Annotated in this window: 22 protein-coding genes; 9 read left to right on the forward strand and 13 right to left on the reverse strand. The window is 65.8% G+C overall.

The window, feature by feature from the left end; translation table 11 throughout:
* Nucleotides 1–15: 15 nt before the first annotated feature.
* The 11 genes from hisS to R6258_RS06235 form a co-directional block, all read right to left on the reverse strand.
* On the reverse strand, nucleotides 16–1,296 hold the full coding sequence (gene hisS / locus R6258_RS06185) for a histidine--tRNA ligase (protein WP_318448654.1): 1,281 nt from the start codon (nucleotides 1,294–1,296) through the stop codon (nucleotides 16–18).
* A gap of 67 nt (nucleotides 1,297–1,363) precedes the next feature.
* On the reverse strand, nucleotides 1,364–2,479 hold the full coding sequence (gene ispG, locus R6258_RS06190; protein WP_318448656.1) for a flavodoxin-dependent (E)-4-hydroxy-3-methylbut-2-enyl-diphosphate synthase: 1,116 nt from the start codon (nucleotides 2,477–2,479) through the stop codon (nucleotides 1,364–1,366).
* A 5-nt stretch (nucleotides 2,480–2,484) separates the two neighbouring features.
* A complete protein-coding gene (locus R6258_RS06195) occupies nucleotides 2,485–3,585 on the reverse strand; it encodes a RodZ domain-containing protein (RefSeq protein ID WP_318448658.1) in 1,101 nt (366 codons plus the stop codon).
* Nucleotides 3,586–3,611: 26 nt separating this feature from the next.
* Nucleotides 3,612–4,361, reverse strand: coding sequence for a type IV pilus biogenesis/stability protein PilW (pilW, locus tag R6258_RS06200; RefSeq protein ID WP_318448659.1), 750 nt, complete (start codon nucleotides 4,359–4,361; stop codon nucleotides 3,612–3,614).
* A gap of 171 nt (nucleotides 4,362–4,532) precedes the next feature.
* Nucleotides 4,533–5,660 (reverse strand): 23S rRNA (adenine(2503)-C(2))-methyltransferase RlmN, encoded by a 1,128-nt coding sequence (gene rlmN / locus R6258_RS06205; RefSeq protein WP_318448661.1) that lies wholly within the window; start codon nucleotides 5,658–5,660, stop codon nucleotides 4,533–4,535.
* 84 nt (nucleotides 5,661–5,744) lie between these two features.
* On the reverse strand, nucleotides 5,745–6,170 hold the full coding sequence (gene ndk, locus R6258_RS06210; RefSeq protein ID WP_318448663.1) for a nucleoside-diphosphate kinase: 426 nt from the start codon (nucleotides 6,168–6,170) through the stop codon (nucleotides 5,745–5,747).
* Nucleotides 6,171–6,331: 161 nt separating this feature from the next.
* The gene (locus R6258_RS06215) at nucleotides 6,332–6,658 is read right to left on the reverse strand and encodes an iron-sulfur cluster assembly accessory protein (protein ID WP_318448665.1); all 327 of its coding nucleotides are present in this window, start codon (nucleotides 6,656–6,658) and stop codon (nucleotides 6,332–6,334) included.
* 63 nt (nucleotides 6,659–6,721) lie between these two features.
* Complete coding sequence (locus R6258_RS06220) at nucleotides 6,722–7,870, reverse strand: aminotransferase class V-fold PLP-dependent enzyme (protein ID WP_318448667.1); 1,149 nt, start codon at nucleotides 7,868–7,870, stop codon at nucleotides 6,722–6,724.
* A 31-nt stretch (nucleotides 7,871–7,901) separates the two neighbouring features.
* Complete coding sequence (iscR, locus tag R6258_RS06225; protein WP_318448669.1) at nucleotides 7,902–8,372, reverse strand: Fe-S cluster assembly transcriptional regulator IscR; 471 nt, start codon at nucleotides 8,370–8,372, stop codon at nucleotides 7,902–7,904.
* Nucleotides 8,373–8,566: 194 nt separating this feature from the next.
* The gene (gene cysE / locus R6258_RS06230; RefSeq protein WP_412176356.1) at nucleotides 8,567–9,511 is read right to left on the reverse strand and encodes a serine O-acetyltransferase; all 945 of its coding nucleotides are present in this window, start codon (nucleotides 9,509–9,511) and stop codon (nucleotides 8,567–8,569) included.
* Between the two features lie 113 nt (nucleotides 9,512–9,624).
* Nucleotides 9,625–10,449, reverse strand: a complete 825-nt coding sequence (locus R6258_RS06235; RefSeq protein WP_318448673.1) for an RNA methyltransferase — start codon at nucleotides 10,447–10,449, stop codon at nucleotides 9,625–9,627.
* A gap of 158 nt (nucleotides 10,450–10,607) precedes the next feature.
* Here R6258_RS06235 and R6258_RS06240 point away from each other — a divergent pair, with 158 nt between their 5' ends.
* Nucleotides 10,608–11,402, forward strand: a complete 795-nt coding sequence (locus R6258_RS06240; protein ID WP_318448675.1) for an inositol monophosphatase family protein — start codon at nucleotides 10,608–10,610, stop codon at nucleotides 11,400–11,402.
* Nucleotides 11,403–11,495: 93 nt separating this feature from the next.
* On the opposite strand, the gene R6258_RS06245 is transcribed toward R6258_RS06240, so the two are convergent.
* Entirely contained in the window at nucleotides 11,496–12,071 is a 576-nt protein-coding gene (locus tag R6258_RS06245; protein WP_318448676.1) for a TetR/AcrR family transcriptional regulator, read from the reverse strand.
* Between the two features lie 96 nt (nucleotides 12,072–12,167).
* Between R6258_RS06245 and R6258_RS06250 the strand changes: the two genes are divergently transcribed.
* Entirely contained in the window at nucleotides 12,168–13,391 is a 1,224-nt protein-coding gene (locus R6258_RS06250; RefSeq protein WP_318448678.1) for an MFS transporter, read from the forward strand.
* A gap of 79 nt (nucleotides 13,392–13,470) precedes the next feature.
* On the opposite strand, the gene R6258_RS06255 is transcribed toward R6258_RS06250, so the two are convergent.
* Nucleotides 13,471–13,722: an SHOCT domain-containing protein gene (locus R6258_RS06255; RefSeq protein WP_318448680.1), complete on the reverse strand. Its 252-nt coding sequence runs from the start codon at nucleotides 13,720–13,722 to the stop codon at nucleotides 13,471–13,473.
* Between the two features lie 309 nt (nucleotides 13,723–14,031).
* On the opposite strand from R6258_RS06255, the gene R6258_RS06260 reads away from it, so the two are divergent.
* The 7 genes from R6258_RS06260 to R6258_RS06290 all read left to right on the forward strand — a co-directional run bounded on the left by R6258_RS06260 (nucleotide 14,032) and on the right by R6258_RS06290 (nucleotide 20,436).
* Nucleotides 14,032–14,697, forward strand: a complete 666-nt coding sequence (locus tag R6258_RS06260; protein ID WP_318448682.1) for a response regulator transcription factor — start codon at nucleotides 14,032–14,034, stop codon at nucleotides 14,695–14,697.
* Nucleotides 14,678–15,994, forward strand: a complete 1,317-nt coding sequence (locus tag R6258_RS06265; RefSeq protein WP_318448683.1) for a sensor histidine kinase — start codon at nucleotides 14,678–14,680, stop codon at nucleotides 15,992–15,994. The genes R6258_RS06260 and R6258_RS06265 overlap by 20 nt, the downstream gene beginning before the upstream one ends.
* A 101-nt stretch (nucleotides 15,995–16,095) precedes the next feature.
* On the forward strand, nucleotides 16,096–16,551 hold the full coding sequence (locus tag R6258_RS06270; RefSeq protein WP_318448685.1) for a DUF411 domain-containing protein: 456 nt from the start codon (nucleotides 16,096–16,098) through the stop codon (nucleotides 16,549–16,551).
* A 97-nt stretch (nucleotides 16,552–16,648) separates the two neighbouring features.
* Nucleotides 16,649–17,167, forward strand: coding sequence for a plastocyanin/azurin family copper-binding protein (locus R6258_RS06275; RefSeq protein ID WP_318448687.1), 519 nt, complete (start codon nucleotides 16,649–16,651; stop codon nucleotides 17,165–17,167).
* Nucleotides 17,168–17,223: 56 nt separating this feature from the next.
* Complete coding sequence (locus tag R6258_RS06280; RefSeq protein WP_412176358.1) at nucleotides 17,224–19,083, forward strand: copper resistance system multicopper oxidase; 1,860 nt, start codon at nucleotides 17,224–17,226, stop codon at nucleotides 19,081–19,083.
* Nucleotides 19,076–19,858 carry a copper resistance protein B gene (locus tag R6258_RS06285; protein WP_318448690.1) on the forward strand — a complete coding sequence of 261 codons (783 nt, stop codon included), beginning with the start codon at nucleotides 19,076–19,078 and terminating at the stop codon, nucleotides 19,856–19,858. The genes R6258_RS06280 and R6258_RS06285 overlap by 8 nt, the downstream gene beginning before the upstream one ends.
* A 26-nt stretch (nucleotides 19,859–19,884) precedes the next feature.
* Complete coding sequence (locus tag R6258_RS06290; protein WP_318448691.1) at nucleotides 19,885–20,436, forward strand: cytochrome b; 552 nt, start codon at nucleotides 19,885–19,887, stop codon at nucleotides 20,434–20,436.
* Nucleotides 20,437–20,476: the final 40 nt, after the last annotated feature.

Raw genomic sequence — 20,476 nt, forward strand, 5'->3', positions numbered from 1 at the left:
TTGACGCCGCGACGCTCAACCGAGCAGTTCGGCGAGCCGGGCGAGGGCGGCTTGCTGGGGCAGGGTCTCCTGATCGCGCTCCTCGCGCAGGAACTTGATGCCCAGCAGGCCCTGATCGACCTCGTCGTCGCCGAGGATCAGCGCCAGCCGCGCGCCGCTCTTGTCGGCCTTCTTGATCTGGCTCTTGAAGCCGCCGCCGCCGCAATGGACCTGCAGGGTCAGGGCCGGCAGCGTATCGCGCAGCCGCTCGCCGAGCAGCAGCGCCGCGTGTTCGGCGCGCTCGCCCATCGCCAGCAGATAGGCATCGGGGCCGCGCCGGCTCTCGTCGGGGACCAGTTCGAGGGTCTCGAGCAGCAGGATCAGCCGCTCGACGCCCATCGCGAAGCCCACCGCCGGGGTCGGCTTGCCACCCAACTGCTCGACCAGGCCGTCGTAGCGGCCGCCGGCGCACACCGTGCCCTGGCTGCCCAGCGCGTCGGTGGTCCACTCGAACACGGTGCGGCTGTAATAGTCCAGGCCGCGCACCAGCCGCGGGTTGATGCGATAGCCGATGCCCGCCGCATCGAGGCGCGCGGTGAGCGTCTCGAAGTGCACCCGGGATTCGGCGTCGAGATGGTCGAGCAGTTGCGGCGCGGCCTCGAGCATCTCGGCCATGTCGGGGTTCTTGGAGTCGAGGATGCGTAGCGGATTGCTCGACAGGCGACGCCTCGAATCCTCGTCGAGCACCTCGAGGTGCTGCTCGAAGTACGCCACCAGCCGTTCGCGGTAGGCGGCACGCGCCTCGGGCGAGCCCAGCGAGTTGAGCTCGAGGGTGACATGCTTGTACAGGCCGAGCTGCTTCCATAGCCGTGCCGAGAGCAGGATCACCTCGAGATCGATGTCCGGGCCGTCCATGCCGTAGGCCTCGATGCCCACCTGATGGAACTGGCGATAGCGGCCCTTCTGCGGGCGCTCGTGGCGGAACATCGGGCCCTGATACCACAGCCGCTGGGTCTGGTTGTAGAGCAGCCCGTGCTCCATGGCGGCGCGCACGCAGGCGGCGGTGCCTTCGGGGCGCAGCGTCAGGCTGTCGCCGTTACGATCGTCGAATGTGTACATCTCCTTCTCGACGATATCGGTCACCTCGCCGATCGAGCGCGCGAACAGCGCGGTCTGCTCGACGATCGGGGTGCGGATCTCGCGATAGCCGTAACGCTGCATCAGCGTCCTGACCTGGCCCTCGAAGTACTGCCACAGCGGCGACTGTTCGGGCAACAGGTCGTTCATGCCACGAATGGCCTGGATCTTCTTGCTCAACGGGGTTTGCTCCTGACAACCGGCGGCGCGCCGCCGCCGGACCACTGCGGGTCGTGCGATCTGTGGGTTAACGCTCGCGGACGATGGTGTTCTGCTCGGCCTGTTCCTTTTCGCGCACCTTGTCGCGGATCAGCTTCTCGAGATCGTCGACGAGGTGGTCGTTGCGCAGTTTGGAGGCCGGCTTGCCGTCCAGGTAGACCAGGTTGGCCGGGCTGCCGCCGGTCAGACCGACGTCGGTCTCCTTGGCCTCGCCGGGGCCGTTGACTACGCAGCCGATCACCGAGACGTTGAGCGGCGTCATGACGTCCTCGAGGCGCTCCTCGAGGGCGTTCATGGTGCTGATGACGTCGAAGTTCTGGCGCGAGCAACTGGGGCAGGCGATGAAGTTGATGCCCTTGGCACGCAGCTTGAGGCTCTTGAGCATGTCGAAGCCGACCTTGACCTCCTCGACCGGGTCGGCGGCCAGCGACACGCGGATGGTGTCGCCGATGCCATCCATCAGCAGCATGCCCAGGCCGATCGACGACTTGACGGTCCCCGAGCGCAGCCCGCCGGCCTCGGTTATCCCCAGGTGCAGCGGCTGTTCGATGCGGCCGGCCAGGTCGCGATAGGCGCCGACCGCCATGAACACGTCGGAGGCCTTGACGCTGACCTTGAAGTCGGGAAAGTCGAGGCGATCCAGATGATCGATGTGGCGCATCGCCGATTCCACCAGCGCCGCCGGTGTCGGCTCGCCGTACTTCTTCTGCAGGTCCTTTTCCAGCGAGCCGGCGTTGACGCCGATGCGGATCGGGATGCCGTTGTCGCGGGCCGCCGAGACCACCGCGCGCACCCGATCCTCGCGGCCGATGTTGCCGGGGTTGATGCGCAGGCAGTCGACGCCGAGTTCGGCGACGCGCAGGGCGATCTTGTAGTCGAAGTGGATATCGGCGACCAGCGGCACCGGTGACTGGCGCTTGATCCGCCCGAACGCCTCGGCGGCGTCCATGGTCGGCACCGAGACGCGGACGATGTCGGCACCGGCGGTGGCCAGGCGCTTGATCTGCTCGACGGTGGCGGCAACGTCCAGGGTGTCGGTGTTGGTCATGCTCTGCACGGAGATGGGCGCGTCACCGCCCACCGCGACCGAACCGACATGGATCTGGCGCGACTTGCGCCGCTGAATGGGGGACTGAGCGTGCATGGTGATTACTCTCCCAGCGTAAAGCGGGCGACATTGTTACCGCCGGTATGGGCGCTCAGGTCGACGGCTTCGCCACGGTAGTTCAGCTCGACGCCGGTGGCGTTGCCGATGGTCAGGCGAAACGGCGGTTCGCCCTCGGCCGTGGCCTGGGTGCCGGCGGACTGCAGGCCGACCAGGATGCGGCGGTCGTTGGCGTCGTAGATTTCGGTCCACGACTGCTCATTGAACGTCAGCGATAGTTGCCGTTCGTTGACGGCCGGCGTCTGAGTGGCGCTCTGTTCGGCCGCCGGCGTGGTGCTGTCGGTCTGTTCGCCGGTGGCGCCACCGGCCGCGTCATCCGCAGCAGGGTTGGCAACGAGCGGCGTATCGCCGGTCGCGTCTGTGGCTTCGTCGGCGGTGCCCGTCGCGGCGCCGGGCTGCGGTGCGCTGGCGGCCTTGCCGTTCGTGCCGGTGGCCGGGGCGTCGGTGCTGGCGGCGGTGTTCGCGCCGCTCGGCGCGGCTGCGTCGTTGGACTCGACCAGACCGAGCTCGTCCTCCTGCTCGGGCAACGGCGGCATGGACTCGTCCTGGGCCGCGTCGCCGGCCGATGTATTGCCATTGCCGGCATCGCTCGTCGATTCGCTGACATTGCTCTCGCCGGAGCCGCTCAATCCCAGCAGGTCGTTGCCGTTGCGGCTCTGCCACCACAGCAGCGTCAAGCCGATCAGGCCGAGAATCACCAGCAGGGTGAACAGCTTGAAGATCCAGGCGCCGACCCGCGACGGACGGCGTGCGCGCTGCACCGGGGCGATGCGCCGTTCGACGTCGCTGCGCGTGTCGCCGTGCTGGGCATTGTAGGCGGCGACCACCGGGGCCTCGTCGATACCCATCAGGCGCGCGTAGGCGCGCAGGTAGCCACGACGATAGGCGGCGACCGGGACTTCGCTGTATTGGTCGGACTCGAGGCCGCTGACGACCGCCGGGCGCAGGTTGAGCTGGACCGCGACCTCGTCGATGGTCAGGCCCTGGCGCTCGCGTTCGCGCTTGAGCATCTCGCCGGAAGAGTGCCGGCCGGATGAGAGTTCGGGGTCGAGACTGGCTTCCTGTCGCTGTTGTGCGTCGCTCATGACTGAGCAGTCCTCTTATCTTGTGATCAGGGAGCGCGCTGAGACTCTTTCAGCTGCCGCGAATAGAAAGCGGCGCTGGCACCGTCACCGCGAGCGCTGGCGATCTGCTCTGCCAGGCGAAGGCTCTCGGGGGGGGTGCCGGCCAACCGGATGAAGCGTTGCAACTGGTCCCAGGCGCGATCGTATTCGCCCTGTGCGGTGAGCGTTCTGGCCAGCGCCAGATAACTGGGCGCATGGCGTGGGTCGATGTTCTGTGCGCGTTCGAGGCTCTCGGCGGCGTCGGCAAGCGCGCCGCGCTCTAACTGGCAGCGGCCCAGGTTGGTGAATAGCTGGGCACGGTTGTCGTAGTGGATGTCCTGGCTGGCTCGTTTGAGCTGCTCGCAGGCCGCCGCGATCTCGCCCTGACGATAAAGGAACGCCGCGTAGTTGTTACGGGCGCGGGTCAAGTCGGGCTCGGCCGCCAGCGCGCGCTCGAAGAACTCGCGGGCCAGCTGGTTCTCGCCCTGGCGCTGGTAGAGCAGCGCATTGGCTTGCAGGGCGTCGGCGTTGCCGGGATCGATGGCCAGGGCGTGCTCGAGCTTACTCCGGGCACGCGACAGGTTGCCCTGTTCCATGTACTCGATACCCATCGCCACGTTGAGTTTGGCCGCCCGCTCCGGGTCCGCATCGCTTTCCAGGCCGTCCTGCTGCGTGGTGGCGCAGCCGGAGAGCCACAGCGTAGCGAGTAGGACGGCACCCAGCCGGGGTGCGGTTAGCGAGCGTGGACGGCGGATCATGCACTCCTCTCGACGGTAGCGGATCGTTCGCGGCGAACGGCCTCCGGTCGACTCTATACGTTGTAAGAAATCGCTTGTGCGCAAGCTGCGAAGCGTACTCATAAAAGCGCCGCGACCAGTCGAAGTCAAGGTTCCGCCCTTGGGTCGAGGCCCAAGGGCGGAACCGCCCCATCAGTCGGCGTCGAGCTGGATCGACTGGATGTAGCGCTCGTGGCGCCGCGTGCGGTCCTTGACCCGGCCGACCAGCTGGCCGCAGGCGGCATCGATGTCGTCACCCCGCGTGGCGCGAATCGGAGCGGTGTAGCCGAGATCGAACAGCCACTGCTGGAAACGCATGGTCTGGTTGCGCGAGGGTTTCTCGTACCCGGAATGCGGGAACGGATTGAACGGAATCAGGTTGATCTTGCACGGCAGTTCCTCGAGCAGCGCGGCGAGCTGTTCGGCGTGCTCACGCTGGTCATTGACGTCCTTGATCAGCGTGTACTCGATGGTCACCAGTCGGGTGTCGTGGCACTTGGCCAGGTAACGCTGGCAGGCATCGAGCAGCTTGCGAATGTTGTACTTGCGATTGAGCGGCACCAGTTCGTTGCGCAGCTCGTCGTTGGCGGCGTGCAGCGAAATCGCCAGGCTCACGTCGATCTCGTCGCCGAGCTTGTCGATCATCGGCACCACGCCCGAGGTCGACAGCGTGACGCGGCGCTTGGACAGCCCGTAGCCATTGTCGTCGAGCATCAGCTTCATCGCCGGCACCACGTTGTCATAGTTGAGCAGCGGTTCGCCCATGCCCATCATCACCACGTTGGTCACCGGGCGATTGGCGGTATCGCGCCGCGGCCCGCTGCTGCGCTGCGCCACCCATACCTGGCCGATGATCTCGGCGGCGGTCAGGTTGCGCTGAAAGCCCTGCTTGCCGGTTGAGCAGAAGCTGCAGTCGAGCGAGCAGCCGACCTGCGACGACACGCACAGCGTGCGCCGGGTGCCGTTGTCCGACGGAATCAGCACGGTCTCCACGTAACTGCCGTCCTCGACCTCGAGCACCCACTTGCGGGTGCCGTCGTTCGAGGTGCCCTCGTAGACCACGCTCGGCCCCCGCACCTCGGCTACCTCGGCGAGCTTGGCGCGCAGCGGCTTGGAGAGGTTGGTCATGGCGTCGAAGTCGTCACTGCCTTCGATATGGATCCATTTCATCACCTGATTGGCGCGGAACTTCTTCTCGCCGATCGACAGGAAGAAGGCTTCCATCTGTTCGCGTGACAGGCCAAGCAGATTGGTGCGGGGGGTAATGGCGGTGGCGGTCATGGTGGTCAACCGGTCGGTGGGGCGTGAGGGGAGGCTGGCCCTGCCTGGGCAACCGCGGGAGCCGGCCGGCTCCCGCGAGTCGACTCAGCGCGGGCAGATCTCGTCGGCGCCGAAGAAGTAGGCCACTTCGCGCTCGGCGGACTCCGGCGAGTCGGAACCGTGCACGGCGTTGGCGTCGATGGACTGCGCGTAATCGGCGCGGATGGTGCCCGGCGCGGCTTCCTTGGGGTTGGTGGCGCCCATCAGCTCGCGATTCTTGACGATGGCGTCGTCGCCTTCCAGCACCAGCACGGTAACCGGACCGGAGGTCATGAAGCCAACCAGCTCACCGAAGAAGCCGCGCTCCTTGTGCTCCGCGTAGAAACCCTCGGCCTGTTCCTGGGACAGCTGCAGCATCTTGGCCGCGACGATCTTGAGGCCGGCCTTTTCGAAGCGGCTGACGATCTCGCCGATCACGTTCTTGGCGACGGCGTCGGGCTTGATGATGGACAGGGTGCGCTGGTTAGCCATGGTGTCGTTCTCCGTGAAAACAAGTGGTCGCTGATACGGCTGCGCGCCGCAGATGGCGGCGCGCAGAGGGTCGGGGTTCCGGCGCCGTGAAGCGGCGGGCGCTGAGAGCGCGCCATTATAGCGGTTCGCGGACGACTACGCATCCGCGACGGCGCACGGCCTCAGACGCTGAAGCTTTCGCCGCAACCGCACTCGTCCTTGACGTTGGGGTTGTTGAAGCGAAAGAAGCGGTTGAGCCCCTCGTTGACATAGTCGACCTCGCTGCCGTCGAGCATGGTCAGCGCGTCGGGGGCGACGAACACCTGCACGCCGTGCTCCTCGAACGAGACGTCGTCATTGGCCGCTTCGTCGGCGAAATCGAGCACGTAGCTGTAGCCCGAGCAACCGCTGGGCTTGACGCTGACGCGCAGCCCCAGGCCGTGGCCGCGCTCGTCGAGGACCCGGCGAATCTGCTCAGCGGCGGCGGTGGTGATGGATAGTTGCGCCATGATGAACCTCCTGACTTCTGTGCGGCTAATGATCAGCGGCCGGATGATACCGGGACAGTGCCGCTAGCGGCGTAGTGTGGCGACGGCGTGTTGCAGGTCGGCGACGGCGGTGTCGATCTCGGCTTCGCGGGTGAAGCGGCCGAAGCTGAAACGCAGCGCCGTCAGCGCCCGGACACGCGGTACGCCGATACCCGTCAATACATAGGATGGCTCGACACTCGCCGAATTGCAGGCCGAGCCGGTGGAGACCGCGATGCCGCGCAGCGCCATGAGCAGCGATTCGCCGTCGATGCCGTCGAACGACAGGTTGACGATATTGGGCACCGAGACGCTGGTGTCGGTGTTGCGATGGATGCCCTCGATATCCTTCAGCCCGGCGAGGAAGCGGCTCGTCAGCGCCGCGATGTGCGCCTGGTCGGCCTCGCCCTCGTCGGCGGCCAGCGCGAAGGCTTCGCCCATGCCGACGATCTGATGGGTCGGCAGGGTACCCGAGCGCATGCCGCGCTCATGGCCGCCGCCGTGGATCAGCGCCTCGATGCGAATGTCGGGGCTGCGCTTGACGTAGAGCGCACCGACACCCTTGGGTCCGTAGACCTTGTGGCCCGACAGCGACATCAGATCGATGCCCAGTTCGACGACGTCGAGCGCCAGGCGTCCGGTGGCCTGGGCGGCATCGACGTGGAATACCGCGTCGCGGGCATGCACCACGGCCGCCAGGGCGGCCAGGTCGTTGATCGCGCCGAGCTCGTTGTTGACCGCCATCAACGACACCAGCGTGGTGTCATCGCGCATCGCCGCGGCGAGCTTCGACGGCGAGACGCGCCCGTCGTGTTCCGGCTCCAGCCAGGTCACCTCGAAACCCTCGGCCTCCAGGGCGCGAGCGGTGTCGACGATCGCCTTGTGCTCGATGGTCGAGGTCACCAGGTGCCGGCCGCGGGCGCGGTTGGCGCGCATGAAGCCGATCAGCGCCAGGTTGTCGGCCTCGGTAGCGCCCGAGGTCCAGACGATCTCGCGCGGGTCGGCACCGATCAGGTCGGCGACCTGGCGGCGTGCGCTCTCCACCGCCTGCTCGGCCTGCCAGCCGGCCATGTGGCTGCGCGAGGCCGGGTTGGCGAAGATGCCGTCGAGTCCCAGATGACGCGACATCGCCTCGGCAACGCGGGGGTCGACCGGGGTGGTAGCGGCGTAGTCGAGGTACACGGGTGCGTTCATGGTTCTTTACTTGGCCTCGGTGAGCGCGGCTTCACGGCGCTGAGGTGGCGATGGTATTGGCGTCGAGCTCCTGGCGTTGCCGTGCGGCGACCTGGCGTACTTCCTGGCGCTCGACCAGTTCGCCCAGACTGATGCCGTCGAGAAAGCCGTGAATCTCGTGGGACAGCTCACACCATAGATGATGGGTGAGGCAGGTGTTGCCCTGCTGGCAGTCCGACAGCCCCTGGCAGCGCGTCGCGTCCACCGACTCGTTGACCGCGTCGATCACCCGCGCTACCGAGACCTGGTCGGGCGTGATCGCCAGCAGATAGCCACCGCCCGGTCCGCGCACGCTCCTGACCAGCTGCGCACGACGCAGGCGGGCGAACAGCTGTTCGAGATACGACAGCGAAATCGCCTGGCGCTGGGAGATATCGGCCAGACTGATCGGACCCTGTTCGCCGTGCAGGGCCAGGTCGAGCATGGCGGTAACGGCGTATCGTCCTTTGGTGGTCAGGCGCATAAGGGAGTCAAAAGCCGCGTTGGATGGTCGAGAACGGTGATCGCAAGCATGGGCGCTCGATGCTTGATGCAAAAGGCCCGTCGGTCGACAGGCCGAAAACTGCGTCCGGCACGCCTTTTTTGACGGCCGCCGGACGCTATGCTGCGGCCATTATGAGAAAACCCAGTAGAATGGTCAACAATTGCCGGGCCAGTTCAGCGTTGAGCGCCCGAGCGTCGCCGCCGGGCGGTTTCCTGGTCGGCCGGCGAGGCGGCGGCGTCGTTTTCGGCGGGCTGAGAAGAGGACGCTTCGGGGGAGGCCGGGGCGCTCGTCTCCGGAGCTTTGGGCGGTAACGCCGGATCGGGCGAGCAGCAGCTGTCGACGTCGGCGAGGATCTCGGCGAAGTCCTCGTCGCGCAACTCGGGCAGATTGCCGGCACGATAGCTGACGTCGAGCTTGCGCAGGGTGTTGCACATCAGCTCGATGCGCTGATCGACGGCGTGCATGTGGTCGAGCATCGCCTGCATCGAGCGCGCCACCGGGTCGGGCATGTCCTGGCTGACCCCGTAGGCGTCGAAGCCGAACTTCTGGCATATCGCCTCGCGCCGCTCGGGATCGAAGTTCGGCACTTCCTCGCTGTCCGGGTCGGCGCGCTTGACGATCTTGCCGGGGATGCCGACCACCGTGGCGCCGGCCGGGACTTCCTTGGTGATCACCGCGTTGGAGCCGATCTTGGCGCCGGCGCCGACCGTGAACGGGCCAAGGATCTTGGCGCCGGCGCCGACGATCACTCCGTCGCCCAGCGTGGGGTGGCGCTTGCCCTTGTTCCAGCTGGTACCGCCCAGGGTGACGCCCTGATAGAGCGTGACGTCGTCGCCGACCTCGGCGGTCTCGCCGATCACCACGCCCATGCCATGGTCGATGAAGAAGCGCCGACCGATGCGTGCGCCGGGATGGATCTCGATGCCGGTCAGCCAGCGCGCCAGGGTCGAGATGGTCTTGGCCAGCCACTTGAGGTTGTGACGCCACAGCCAGCTACCCAGGCGATGGGCGAGCAGCGCATGCAGGCCAGGGTAATTGGTCAGCACTTCGAGGAAGTTGCGTGCCGCCGGGTCGCGGTCGAACACGCTATGGATGTCTTCACGCAGGCGGCGAAACATGCAGCGATCCTTGTTGAACGACGGCGCGGCAGCGGCCCGCCGATGATCGGGGTGGCCATTCATTATTGGGGCGCGTCGGCCGGGCTGCAAGGTGCCCCGCTGGCGCGGTGCCTTCAGCGTCGCCCGGTATGTTTCTCGATGGCGGTGAGAATGCCGCGCAGGATGCTGATTTCGAGGCTGTCGGGCCGCGCGCGCAGATACAGGCGGCGCAGCCGGGCCATGAGTTGCCGCGGCCGTTCGGGATCGTGGAAGCCGATGGCCACCAGCACCCGTTCGAGGTGCGCGAAGTAGCGCTCGAGATCGGCATGGCTGGCCGGCGGATTGTCCCACTCGACGCCAAAGGGCGCCTCACCGAAGGGCGCCTCGCCAGCGGGCGCCGTGCCCTTCGCCATGGCCGTCTGCCGGGCGGGCGCGGTATCGCCGGCATCCAGCCAGGCGAGTCGGCACTCGTAGCTCAGCACCTGTACGGCGGCGGCCAGGTTGAGCGAGCTGAACTCGGTGTTGGTGGGGATGTGCACATGACGGTGGCAGCGCTGCAGCTCGGCATTGGTCAGCCCGGCATCCTCGCGGCCGAACACCAGCGCCACGCGGGCCTCGGGGCGGGACAGCTCGGCGGGCAGCGCGGCGCCCAGCTGGCGCGGGCTGATCATCGGCCAGGGCAGGGTGCGCGAGCGGGCGCTGGCGCCGACCACCAGCGTGGCGTCGGCGACCGCGTCGTCCAGGCTTTCGTGCAGCGAGGACCCGACGAGCAGCGCGTCGGCACCGGAGGCCCGCGAGATCGATTCGCTGGTCTGGACTTCGCAGCGCGGCGCGACCAAGGCGAGATCGGCAAGCCCCATGTTCTTCATCGCCCGGGCCACGGCGCCGATGTTGCCGGGGTGGCTGGTGCCGATGAGCACGATGCGGAGCTGGTCGAGCGAAAAGGGCTGGTCGGGCATGGGAATTCGGGTCCGGTCTGGTCGTTGGCGCGGTGCGCCGTAGAGTCTAGCATGCGTGGATTAGCGAGGGACGGCGCGATTTGTCATGGCCGCGACGGCGGCTTTTTGCTAGCATGCGCGGCGTTCTTTAACAGTTACCGAATCCTCAAGGCCCGATCATGCATCCGATGGTCCAATACGCACTGCGCGCCGCGCGCAGTGCCGCCGAGCAGTTTGTGCGCATCCGCGAACGTATCGATGTCGCTCACGAAGATCGCAAGATCGACCAACTGCTCGAAGACGCCGCACGCAACGCCGAGACCCTCATCGTCCGCCAGCTGGCGCGCGGTTATCCGCAGCACGGCGTCGCCGGTCGCTTTACCCCGCACCGCGACGGTGAAGGCGAAGGCCGCGACATGCTGTGGCGGATCGAACCCTTTCACGGCTACTCCAACCTCAGCACCGGCGGTAATGGCTTCGCACTGTCGCTGGTGTGCCTGGTCAAGGGGCGCCCCGAGCACGCGGTGGTGATCTGCCCGTTCAGCGACGACGAGTACCTGGTCAGCCGCGGCCGCGGCGCGCAGCACAACGGCAAGCGCATCCGTGTCAGCAAGGCCACCCAGATCGAGGGCACGCGCCTGGCGATGGGCTTGCCGGAAAGCTGGCTGCGCTCGCGCCATCTGCCGACCTACCTGACGCTGGCTCAGCAGCTCGGCCCGCGCATCGACACGCTGACCGCCAGCGGTTGTCCGCTGCTCGACATCGCCGAGCTGGCCGCCGGCCGAGTCGACGCGGCGTTCGTGCTGGGCCTCGAGGAGCAGGACAGCCTGGTCGGCACGCTGCTGCTCAAGGAAGCCGGTGCGCTGATGGGCGGTCCCGACGGTTCGCCCGGCGTGACCCCGGAAGGCCGGCTGATGGCCGCCGGCCCGCGCCTCTACAAGACGCTGGTGCAGACTCTGCAACCGCATCTCTGAGACCGTCGGCTAGGTGTCGACAACGAAAAACCCGCTCGATTCGAGCGGGTTTTTTTATGCCCGGCGGTCAATCCGCGGGCTCGATAAGATGTTTCACCTCCTGGTCTCTGGCCGGCCCGCAGGGCCCCGGCTCACCGCCTCTTCCACCCAGCGTTCGAGGTGCGAGCGGTCAACGGCCTCGGCGTCGTAGAGCAGATAGTAGATCAGCGGAGCGACGAGGCGCTCCATCAGCGTCTCGACGGCAGGCGCGGCTTCGCCACGCTCATGGGCGCGCTGGAGGATCGTCTGCATCTGGGCCCGGTTCAGGTCACTGCAACAGCGTCGCCGATCGGCATCGTCGCTGGCCAGCACATCGCGCAGCATGCGTTGGCCGGGGCGCGAGGCCAATTCCTCATAGTACTGTTCGCTCCACGCCTGCAGGTCGCCGGTCAACGTACCCGTATCGGCCGGTGGCTTATCGGGGCGCATGCTCTCGAGGTTCACGTCGGCAAGCAACTCGGCCAGGTTTCCCCAGCGGCGATAGAGCGTCGATGGCGTCACGCCGGCACGCTCGGCGATCCGTGGCAGAGTCAGGGCCTCGCGCGGCAACTCGCGTTCCAGTTCGCGGACGGCGTGGTGGACGGCTCGCTGGATGCGGGCGCTGCGGCCTCCGGGGCGCGGGGTGGTCATTTGGTTCATCGGCTATTAACGCAAAATATTTGCTTTAGTGGGGCGAAAGTCTCATGCTTCGCATTAACGCAAAATTTTAGCATTAAGGAGTTGGTCATGGCAGCTTCTTCATCCCGCGAACGTACGATGGACGGCGGCACCCCAAGTGGGGGGCAGGCCCTGTTCTATCTGGGTGTCCTGATCGTCTTCCTCGCTGCCTCGAGCGCGCCCACGCCACTTTATCCGTTATATCAGCAGGTCTGGGGATTCTCCTCGACGCTACTGACCCTGATATTCGCGGTCTACATGTTCGCGCTGCTGCTGACATTGCTGGTCAGCGGCTCGCTGTCCGATCAGCGTGGGCGCAAACCGGTCATCGCTCTGGCGGTGGCGCTCGAGGCGCTGTCGATGGGTGTCTTCCTGCTCGCCGACGGCCCTGGCTGGCTGCTCGCCGGACGCATTCTGCAGGGCGTGGCCACCGGCATCGCCACCAGTGCGCTGGCGGCGGCGATGCTTGATAGCCACGCGCGGCATGGCCCACTGATGACCAGCGTCGGGCCGCTCTACGGCATGGCCTTCGGGGCGCTTTTCTCGGGGCTGCTGGTGGGCTATGCACCGGCACCGTTGCGCCTGGTATTCGCGTTACTGCTGGGGGCACTGTTGTTACAGCTGGCGTGGTTGCCGCGAATGCGCGAGACGGCCATGCCACCGCCCGGGCAACGGCTGTCGCTGCGCCCGCGAGTGCAGGTCCCGACAGCCGTGCGCGCCGCCCTGCTGCGGGTGGTGCCGGTGAGCATCGCCGCCTGGGCGCTCGGCGGTTTCTCCCTGTCGCTGGGGCCCTCGCTAATCGCCGAGGTGATCGGCCTGCACAGCCCGGCGATGGGCGGACTGCTGGCCTTTCTGCTGCCGTTCGTGGGCGGCAGCAGCGTGCTCGTGCTGCGCCATCAGGCGACGCGGCTGGCGCTGCTGGTCGGCGGCTGGGGGCTCGCCGCGGGCATGGCGCTGATGCTGGTCGGCGTGCACCAGCATGCCGCCTGGCTGCTGCTGGTCGGCACCACCGTGGCGGGCACCGGCTTTGGTGCCGGTTTCATGGGCGTGATCCGCACCATTACCCCGCTGGCGGCGGCCTCGGAGCGCTCGGCACTCATGGCCGCGCTCTACGTGATCTGCTACCTCTCGGCGAGCGTGCCGGCGTTGATCGCGGGCGCTGCAACTCAGCGCGTGGGCCTGGAAACGACCACCTATGCCTACGGCTCGGTGGTGATCGGGCTGGCCGTGCTGGCGCTGGTCGGCGTTCTCGGCGATGGGCGCCGCCGCGCAGTGGCATGCCCCGACGGCTGAAGCGCCCCGTCCCCGGCGATACAACAGACTTCCGCACCGCCATAGAGTCGGATGTCGGCGAGCTAAGCCTGGGCAGCGCTTACGATGACAGGTCGCGGTGGCGCTCTTCATACTCCTGGCGATCGATCTCGCCGCGCGCGTAGCGTTCGCGCAGGATATCCAAAGCATCCGGGGATATCGCCCGCGCGTGGGGGCGCTGCTTGGCAAAGTGCTTGATCAGTATCACGATCAGCGCGATTACCAGCCCCCAGAAGACCAGCATCATGGCGCCGCCGAAGAGCATATGCCCCCAGCCGTTGCCGCCCATGTATCCCATCGTGTCATGCCACATGGTCGTCTCTCTCTGTGTGTCGTCCACTCTCTTCTTCGGTAACGGGACGAAACGTCGTCAGTTATCGCATCCAACCCGACGACTGCTGGCCCCGAGCTGCTCGATCCGAGAGGACCGAGCATGACGATTAGTGTAGGAGTTGCAGGCTACCCAAGGGTCAAGCGTCGTTCCCGATAAAAGATGTCATCAGTGACGGCCCCGCTGTTCGGTCTTGCCTCTCTTGGCGCTATGCTGCGATAAATTCTGGCCAACGCTTCAGTGGGCTTCAGGCTGCATTCTCCAATCTACAAGGACGGGAGCAGTAGGATTATGAAAATACTGCTTGTCGAAGATGACGAGTTACTTGCCGAGAGCCTGGCGGAATTACTGGATGATGCGGGGTATCGCACCGATATCGCGCCGGATATCAAGACGGCGACGACGCTGGCGACTGTCGAGTGCTACGCGCTGGTGATTCTCGATCTCGGTCTGCCGGACGGCGCCGGACTGACCCTTCTCGCCAATTGGCGAAAAGCGAAATGGCCGTTGCCGATACTGATCCTGACCGCCCGGGACAGCTGGATGGACAAGGTGGAGGGGCTCCGCGTCGGCGCCGATGATTATATGACCAAACCTTTTCACGAGGAGGAGCTGCTGGCGCGGCTGCAGGCGCTGCTGCGCCGCCGGATGGATACTTTTTCGGATCTGCTCGAGATCAACGGTATTCGTCTCGATGAGGCGCGCCAGCAGTACAGCCTCGACCATCAGGAGTGGCAGTCGCTGACCTCCACCGAGTTCCGGCTGCTGCGATACCTGATGCGCCATCCCGATCGCATTCATTCCAAGCGCCACCTGCTCGATCAACTCTATGCTCTTGAACAGGACGCCGCGGCGCCCAATCTCGTCGAGGTCTACATCGGACGGCTGCGTCACCGCCTCGGACGTGAGCGTATCGTGACCCGCCGCGGCGAAGGGTATGTGCTTGTCTCGGCCTGACCGTCGCAGCCTACGTCTGCGGTTGCTGAGCGGCCTGGGCATCGTGGCGCTACTGGTGGCGGGGAGCACTTGGATGCTGCACGGCCTGCTGCTGGAACGGCTGGCGCAGGACTTTCTTGCCGATCGCCTGCAGCAGGAGGCCGATTTCGTCACCCGCCGCCTGCGCGTCGGCGGCCCGGAATCGCTGCCGCTGCCGCCCGATGCCGATCCCGCCGAGACCTTCCATCACTTTTACCTGCTGCGTGTCGGCGAGCGCGTTTTCGGTACTCATGACGCGCTGCTGCCGCAGTTGTCGCCGCTGCTTGAAGGAATCACGGAGGGCGCCGAGCTGGTGCAATGGCGCGATCATCGCCTGCTGCTGTGGCGGACTCGCTTAACGCTTGAAGGAGAGCCGGCCACGCTGACGGTGGGTGAGGACTTTGCCAGCATCGAACGGGGCCTTTCGCGGCTGCACTGGTGGATCGGCGTGGTGGCAATGGCGCTACTGCTGCTGCTTTTGCTGCTCAATCTAATCGCGGTCAACCGCGCCCTGCGCCCTTTCGGGCGGCTATCGCTTCAGCTTGCCGAGCTGCAGCGCGGCGAGCGCCGGCGCCTTGAAATCGAAACCGTTTCCGAACTGCAGGCGCCGATCGAGCAGCTCAACACCTTCCTCGACGAGCAGGAGCGTCGCCAACAGCGTTCGCGCGAGTCGCTGGCCAATCTCTCTCATGCAATCAGAACGCCGCTGACGGCCGCTATGCAGGCGCTACGCTCGAAGCGAACGTTGGATGACAAGCGCCGCACGCGCATTCTAGAGCGTCTCGATGATATCGACGGGAAGCTGGAAAATGAGTTGCGTCGCTCGCGCATCGCCGGCCGCTCTGCCGGCCAGCAGCACACCGGCTTGGTAGAGCTGACCTCCATGCTCGATATGTTTCGTATCCTCTATCCTGGTCGAACCTTCGTGCTCGATAGACCCGAAATCGTCGACTACCGGCTGCCGCTAGAGCGCCAGGATGGTATGGAGATGCTGGGGATCGTGCTCGACAATGCCGGTAAATGGGCTCATGGGCGGGTCGAGCTGACGCTGCTTGCCACGCCGTGCTGCCTGGTCTGCGAGGACGACGGACCGGGCGTGCCCGATGAAATGCTCGATCAGCTGGGCCAGCGCGGCCTGAGGCTCGACGAGCAACGTCGGGGTCACGGCCTGGGGCTTTCCATCCTGGCGCAGCTCGCCGAGCGCTATGGTGGGCGCGTGACTTACGCCCGCGCGCGGCTGGGCGGACTGCGCGTCGAGGTCACCTTCGCCCACCCCTGATACGTTTGCGGTGCCCGTCCGGCGCGAATTGCCTTTCAGCTTATTTTCAGACTGTCGGTGTCTACTGATTCGCGGTAACCATAACGTCCGGGAGTTCCGTCATGCCGCGTACTACCGCCGCACTGCTATTATCCGCCAGCTTCGCGATGAGCGCACAGGCTGCCCAGGTCTCGCTGCCCCAGCAAGCCACACTCTACAAAAGCCCGAGTTGTGGCTGTTGTGCCGCCTATGCCGATTATCTGGAAAGCCGCGGCGTCGCTGTGCAGGTAGTACAGACGCAGGATCTTGGCGAGACCAAAAGTCGCCTCGGGATTCCTCATGGCCTCGGCAGCTGCCATAGCCTCGAAATGGACGGCTATGTCATCGAAGGGCATGTGCCCGGCGCGGCACTCGACCGGCTGTTCACCGAACGCCCCGAGGTAGCGGGTATCGCGCTGCCCGGCATGCCTGCCGGCACGCCCGGTATGCCTGGCGAGCGCCAGCAGGAGCTGACCGTTCATCAATTCGATGATGAGAGCACGGCGACCTTCATGATCCTGCCGGCCGAAGCCGGCTGATGCGCCGGGCGTGGCGCTTCTGTTCTCTCTTCTTTCGACTTCCCCGGGGAAGGGCGGCACCGTCGCGACCCCACCTTTCATCCATTGGAGGTTTGCCATGAGGTTTTTGTTGACGCTTTTCACCTTCGCCGCCCTCAGCACTTCGGCACTGGCTGATGCCGGGCACGGTCACGGCGGCGATACACCGGAACCCTCACGTACCATTGAGATCAAGGCCGGCAGCATGTGGTTCGACCCTGATGAGCTGCAGATCGCACCGGGTACGACGGTGCGCTTTCGCATCGAAAACACGGCCATGATCAAACATGAATTCTCGATCGGCAGTGAACGCATGCAGCGGATGCACCGGGAGATGATGCAGCAGGGCGGTGGACATCACGGCGGCGACACCCAGGGCGACACGATGGGCGATCACCACGGCGACATGTCAGGTCATGGCGGGATGTCAAATCACGGGGGGATGCAAGGCGCTTCCGTCACGGTGGCGCCCGGCGAGACCGAAACACTGGTCTGGACCGCCCCCGAGCAGGGCGAGCGCATCGAATATGCCTGCTTCATTCCCGGCCACTATAAGGCGGGCATGAAGGGCACGGTCATCCTGAATGCGGACGCATAGATCATGACCCTTCGCCGCCAAGCCTTCGGGAGCCGAACTTCGTGAAACCCCGTTCGATGGATAGCGATCGCCGGCGTTTTCTTTTTGCGCTGGCCGGTACTGGCGCGCTGGCGGGGCTGGAGACACTGCTGCCGGGTTACGCCCGCGGCGAGGCGCTCTCCTCGCAGGCAAGACTGGCCGCGCGGGTGCCGGGTGGCACTCCGCAGCCGGTCTCGCTGGATCTCGCCGTGCGTCGTGAGCGGGTCGCCATCGCCGGCGGCCACGCCAGTGGCATTACTCTCAATCATGCCATTCCGGCGCCGCTGATCGAGCTTTGGCAGGGGCAGGAGGCATGGCTTAGGGTGCACAATCATCTCGACGAGGACACTTCGATTCACTGGCACGGTCTGTTGCTGCCCTTCCAACTGGACGGCGTGCCGGGTGTCTCTTTCCCCGGTATCGCACCGGGCGAAACGTTCGGTGTGCGTTTTCCGGTGCGTCAGAGCGGCACCTACTGGTATCACAGCCACTCCGGCATGCAGGAGCAGATCGGCCTGACCGGGCCGCTGGTAATCCACCCGGCCGAACCGCCGCGAATCCCTGTGGACCGCGACTACGTGGTCCTGCTCAACGACTGGACCTTCGAAAATCCGCACCGGCTGATGGCGCGGCTGAAAAGCTCCGGCGAGTATTACAACCTCGATCAGCGCACGGTGGGCGATTTTTTCGAGGATGTACAAAAACGTGGCCTGACGACAACGCTGGGCGATCGGCTGGCCTGGAACCGAATGCGCATGGCGCCCACCGATATCGCCGACGTCACCGGCGCGACCTACACCTATCTGATGAACGGTTGCCACCCGGCGGTGGGTTGGGAGGGGCTGTTTCAGCCCGGCGAGCGGGTGCGACTGCGGGTGATCAACGCCTCGGCGATGACCCATTTCAACTTCCGCATTCCGGGGCTGGCGATGACCGTGGTGGGAACCGATGGCGAGGAGCTGGAGCCAGTCGAGACCGACGAGTTCCAGATCGGGGTGGCGGAGACCTTCGATGTGATCGTCGAGCCACGGGCCGACAGGGCTTACACGCTGATGGCGGAATCGATGGATCGCAGCGGTTACGCCCTGGGTACCCTGGCGCCCCGCGCGGGCATGCGCGCGGCGGTGCCGACGCTCAGGGAGCCTCCCCGGCGCACCATGAGGGACATGGGCATGGATCACGGTGCCATGGCCGGCATGGGCCACGGCGACGCGAGCCAGGAAGGTATGGATCCTGGCGCCATGGCCGGCATGGGCCACGGCGACGCGAACCGGAGCATGGATCATGACGGCATGGCCGATATGGGTCATGGCGCTGCCGGGCATGGCGCCATGGGAGTCGCCACCGGGCCGGCAGTGGCGAGCCACGCACCCGGCGGCCACGGTTCAGGAAACATCAACGTCGCCGAGGTGTCGCGCAATCGCCTCGGCGAGCGTGGCACGGGCCTTGAAGACGTCGAGCATCGCGTCCTCACCTACAGCCAACTGCGCAACGTCGCGCCGATGCGTGATCGGCGTCCGCCGTCGCGCACCATCGAGCTGCATTTGACTGGCAACATGGCACGCTATATGTGGTCGTTCGAGGGTGTGAAGTACTCCGATTCCGAACCGATCGATATCGTGCTTGGGGAGCGCATCCGCCTGGTGCTGGTCAACGACACCATGATGGAGCACCCAATCCACCTGCATGGCATGTTCATGGAGCTGGAGAATGGCCAGGGGGACCGGTTGCCCTTCAAGCATACCCTCAACGTACTGCCCGCTTCGCGAGTCTCGCTGCTGCTGACTGCCGACGAACCGGGACGCTGGGCCTTGCACTGCCATCTGCTCTACCACATGGATGCCGGCATGTTCCGGGTCGTGCGGGTGGCACCGGCGGAGGCGTTCGAGCATGCCTGACCCTGTAGCCATCTGCCGTGGCGCATGGCTGAGCGTCGTCCTCTGGCTCCCCGTCGCTGCTGTCGCTGAACCGCCCGGTCGCGCCGGCATCGATGAGGTGATTCCCGATGCTCCTCGCAGCGTTCACAGCGGCTCGCCCGCCGACTGGCCCGAACCGGTACACGACGACGCGCTGTTCAGTCAGATCCTCATCGACCGGTTCGAATACCGCGATAGTTTCGGCGCGTCCAATGCCTGGCTATGGGACGCCCAGGGCTGGCTCGGCAGCGATGAAAACCGCTTCTGGTGGAAAAGCGAGGGCGAGGGGCCGATCAGCGGCGGCGGGCCTGACAGCAGTGATCTGCAGTTGCTCTACAGCCGAATGATCTCGCCTTTCTGGAACCTGCAGGCGGGCGTGCGCCAGTCTTTCAATCCCGACCCCGATCGGCGCTTCGCGGTGGTGGGCCTGCAAGGGCTGGCCCCGCTGCTGCTGGAGACCGACACCGCGCTCTACATCAGCGATGAGGGCGATATCAGCGCCAGCGCCGAGTTCGAGTACGAAATGCTGCTTACCCAGCGACTGATTCTGCAGCCGCGGTTGGCGCTTGCCGCCTCGCTGCAGGATGTGCCGAGGTACGACACTGAGCGCGGCATGAACCGCAGCGAAGCGGGCCTGCGGCTACGCTATGAGCTGAGGCGTGAGTTCGCGCCCTATGTGGGGATTAGCCACGAGCGTGATTACGACCATGATGAGTCGACCACGGCGCTGGTAATGGGGCTGCGCGCCTGGTACTGAGCCACTGGCAAACAAAAGGAGGGTCGATGCTTCGGCAACAATGGCGGGATACGCCTGACCGCTATGGTTCTATCAGTCGCTGGCTGCACTGGGGGATCGGCGTCCTGTTGCTCTGGCAGCTAGGTGGCATGGCAACGCGAGCGCTGGTGGGCCCCGAAGCGTGGGTTCAGCTGTGGATCTCCACTCACCGGCCGCTGGGAACGCTGCTGATGGGGCTGATCGCGCTGCGTGCTTCATGGGCACTGTTCAATCTACCCCGCAGGCCGCCGCACCGCGGCCTGCTGGCGCGGTTGGCGGCCTGCTCGCATCTGCTGCTCTATCTTCTGATGTTGGCGATGCCGGCGCTGGGCCTTTACATGACCTGGCTCAGCGGCCAGCCGTTCGCCCCGCTGGGAATACCGCTTTTCAAGGGCGGCAGCTCTCATGTCGATCAGATGCTGCTGGCGCGGCAGTGGCACGCCTGGTTGGGCTGGACGCTGCTGGCGCTGATCATCGGGCATGCGGGGATGGCGCTTTTATGGCATGCGCTCGTGCGTCGCGACGGAACCCTCGGCCGCATGGCTGGAAGAGGCCGGTGATGAAATCGCCAAGCCCCGGTAATAAGGCATGTCGGTGGGT

The organism is Halomonas sp. HP20-15 (assembly GCF_033446685.1).
GTDB lineage: Bacteria > Pseudomonadota > Gammaproteobacteria > Pseudomonadales > Halomonadaceae > Modicisalibacter.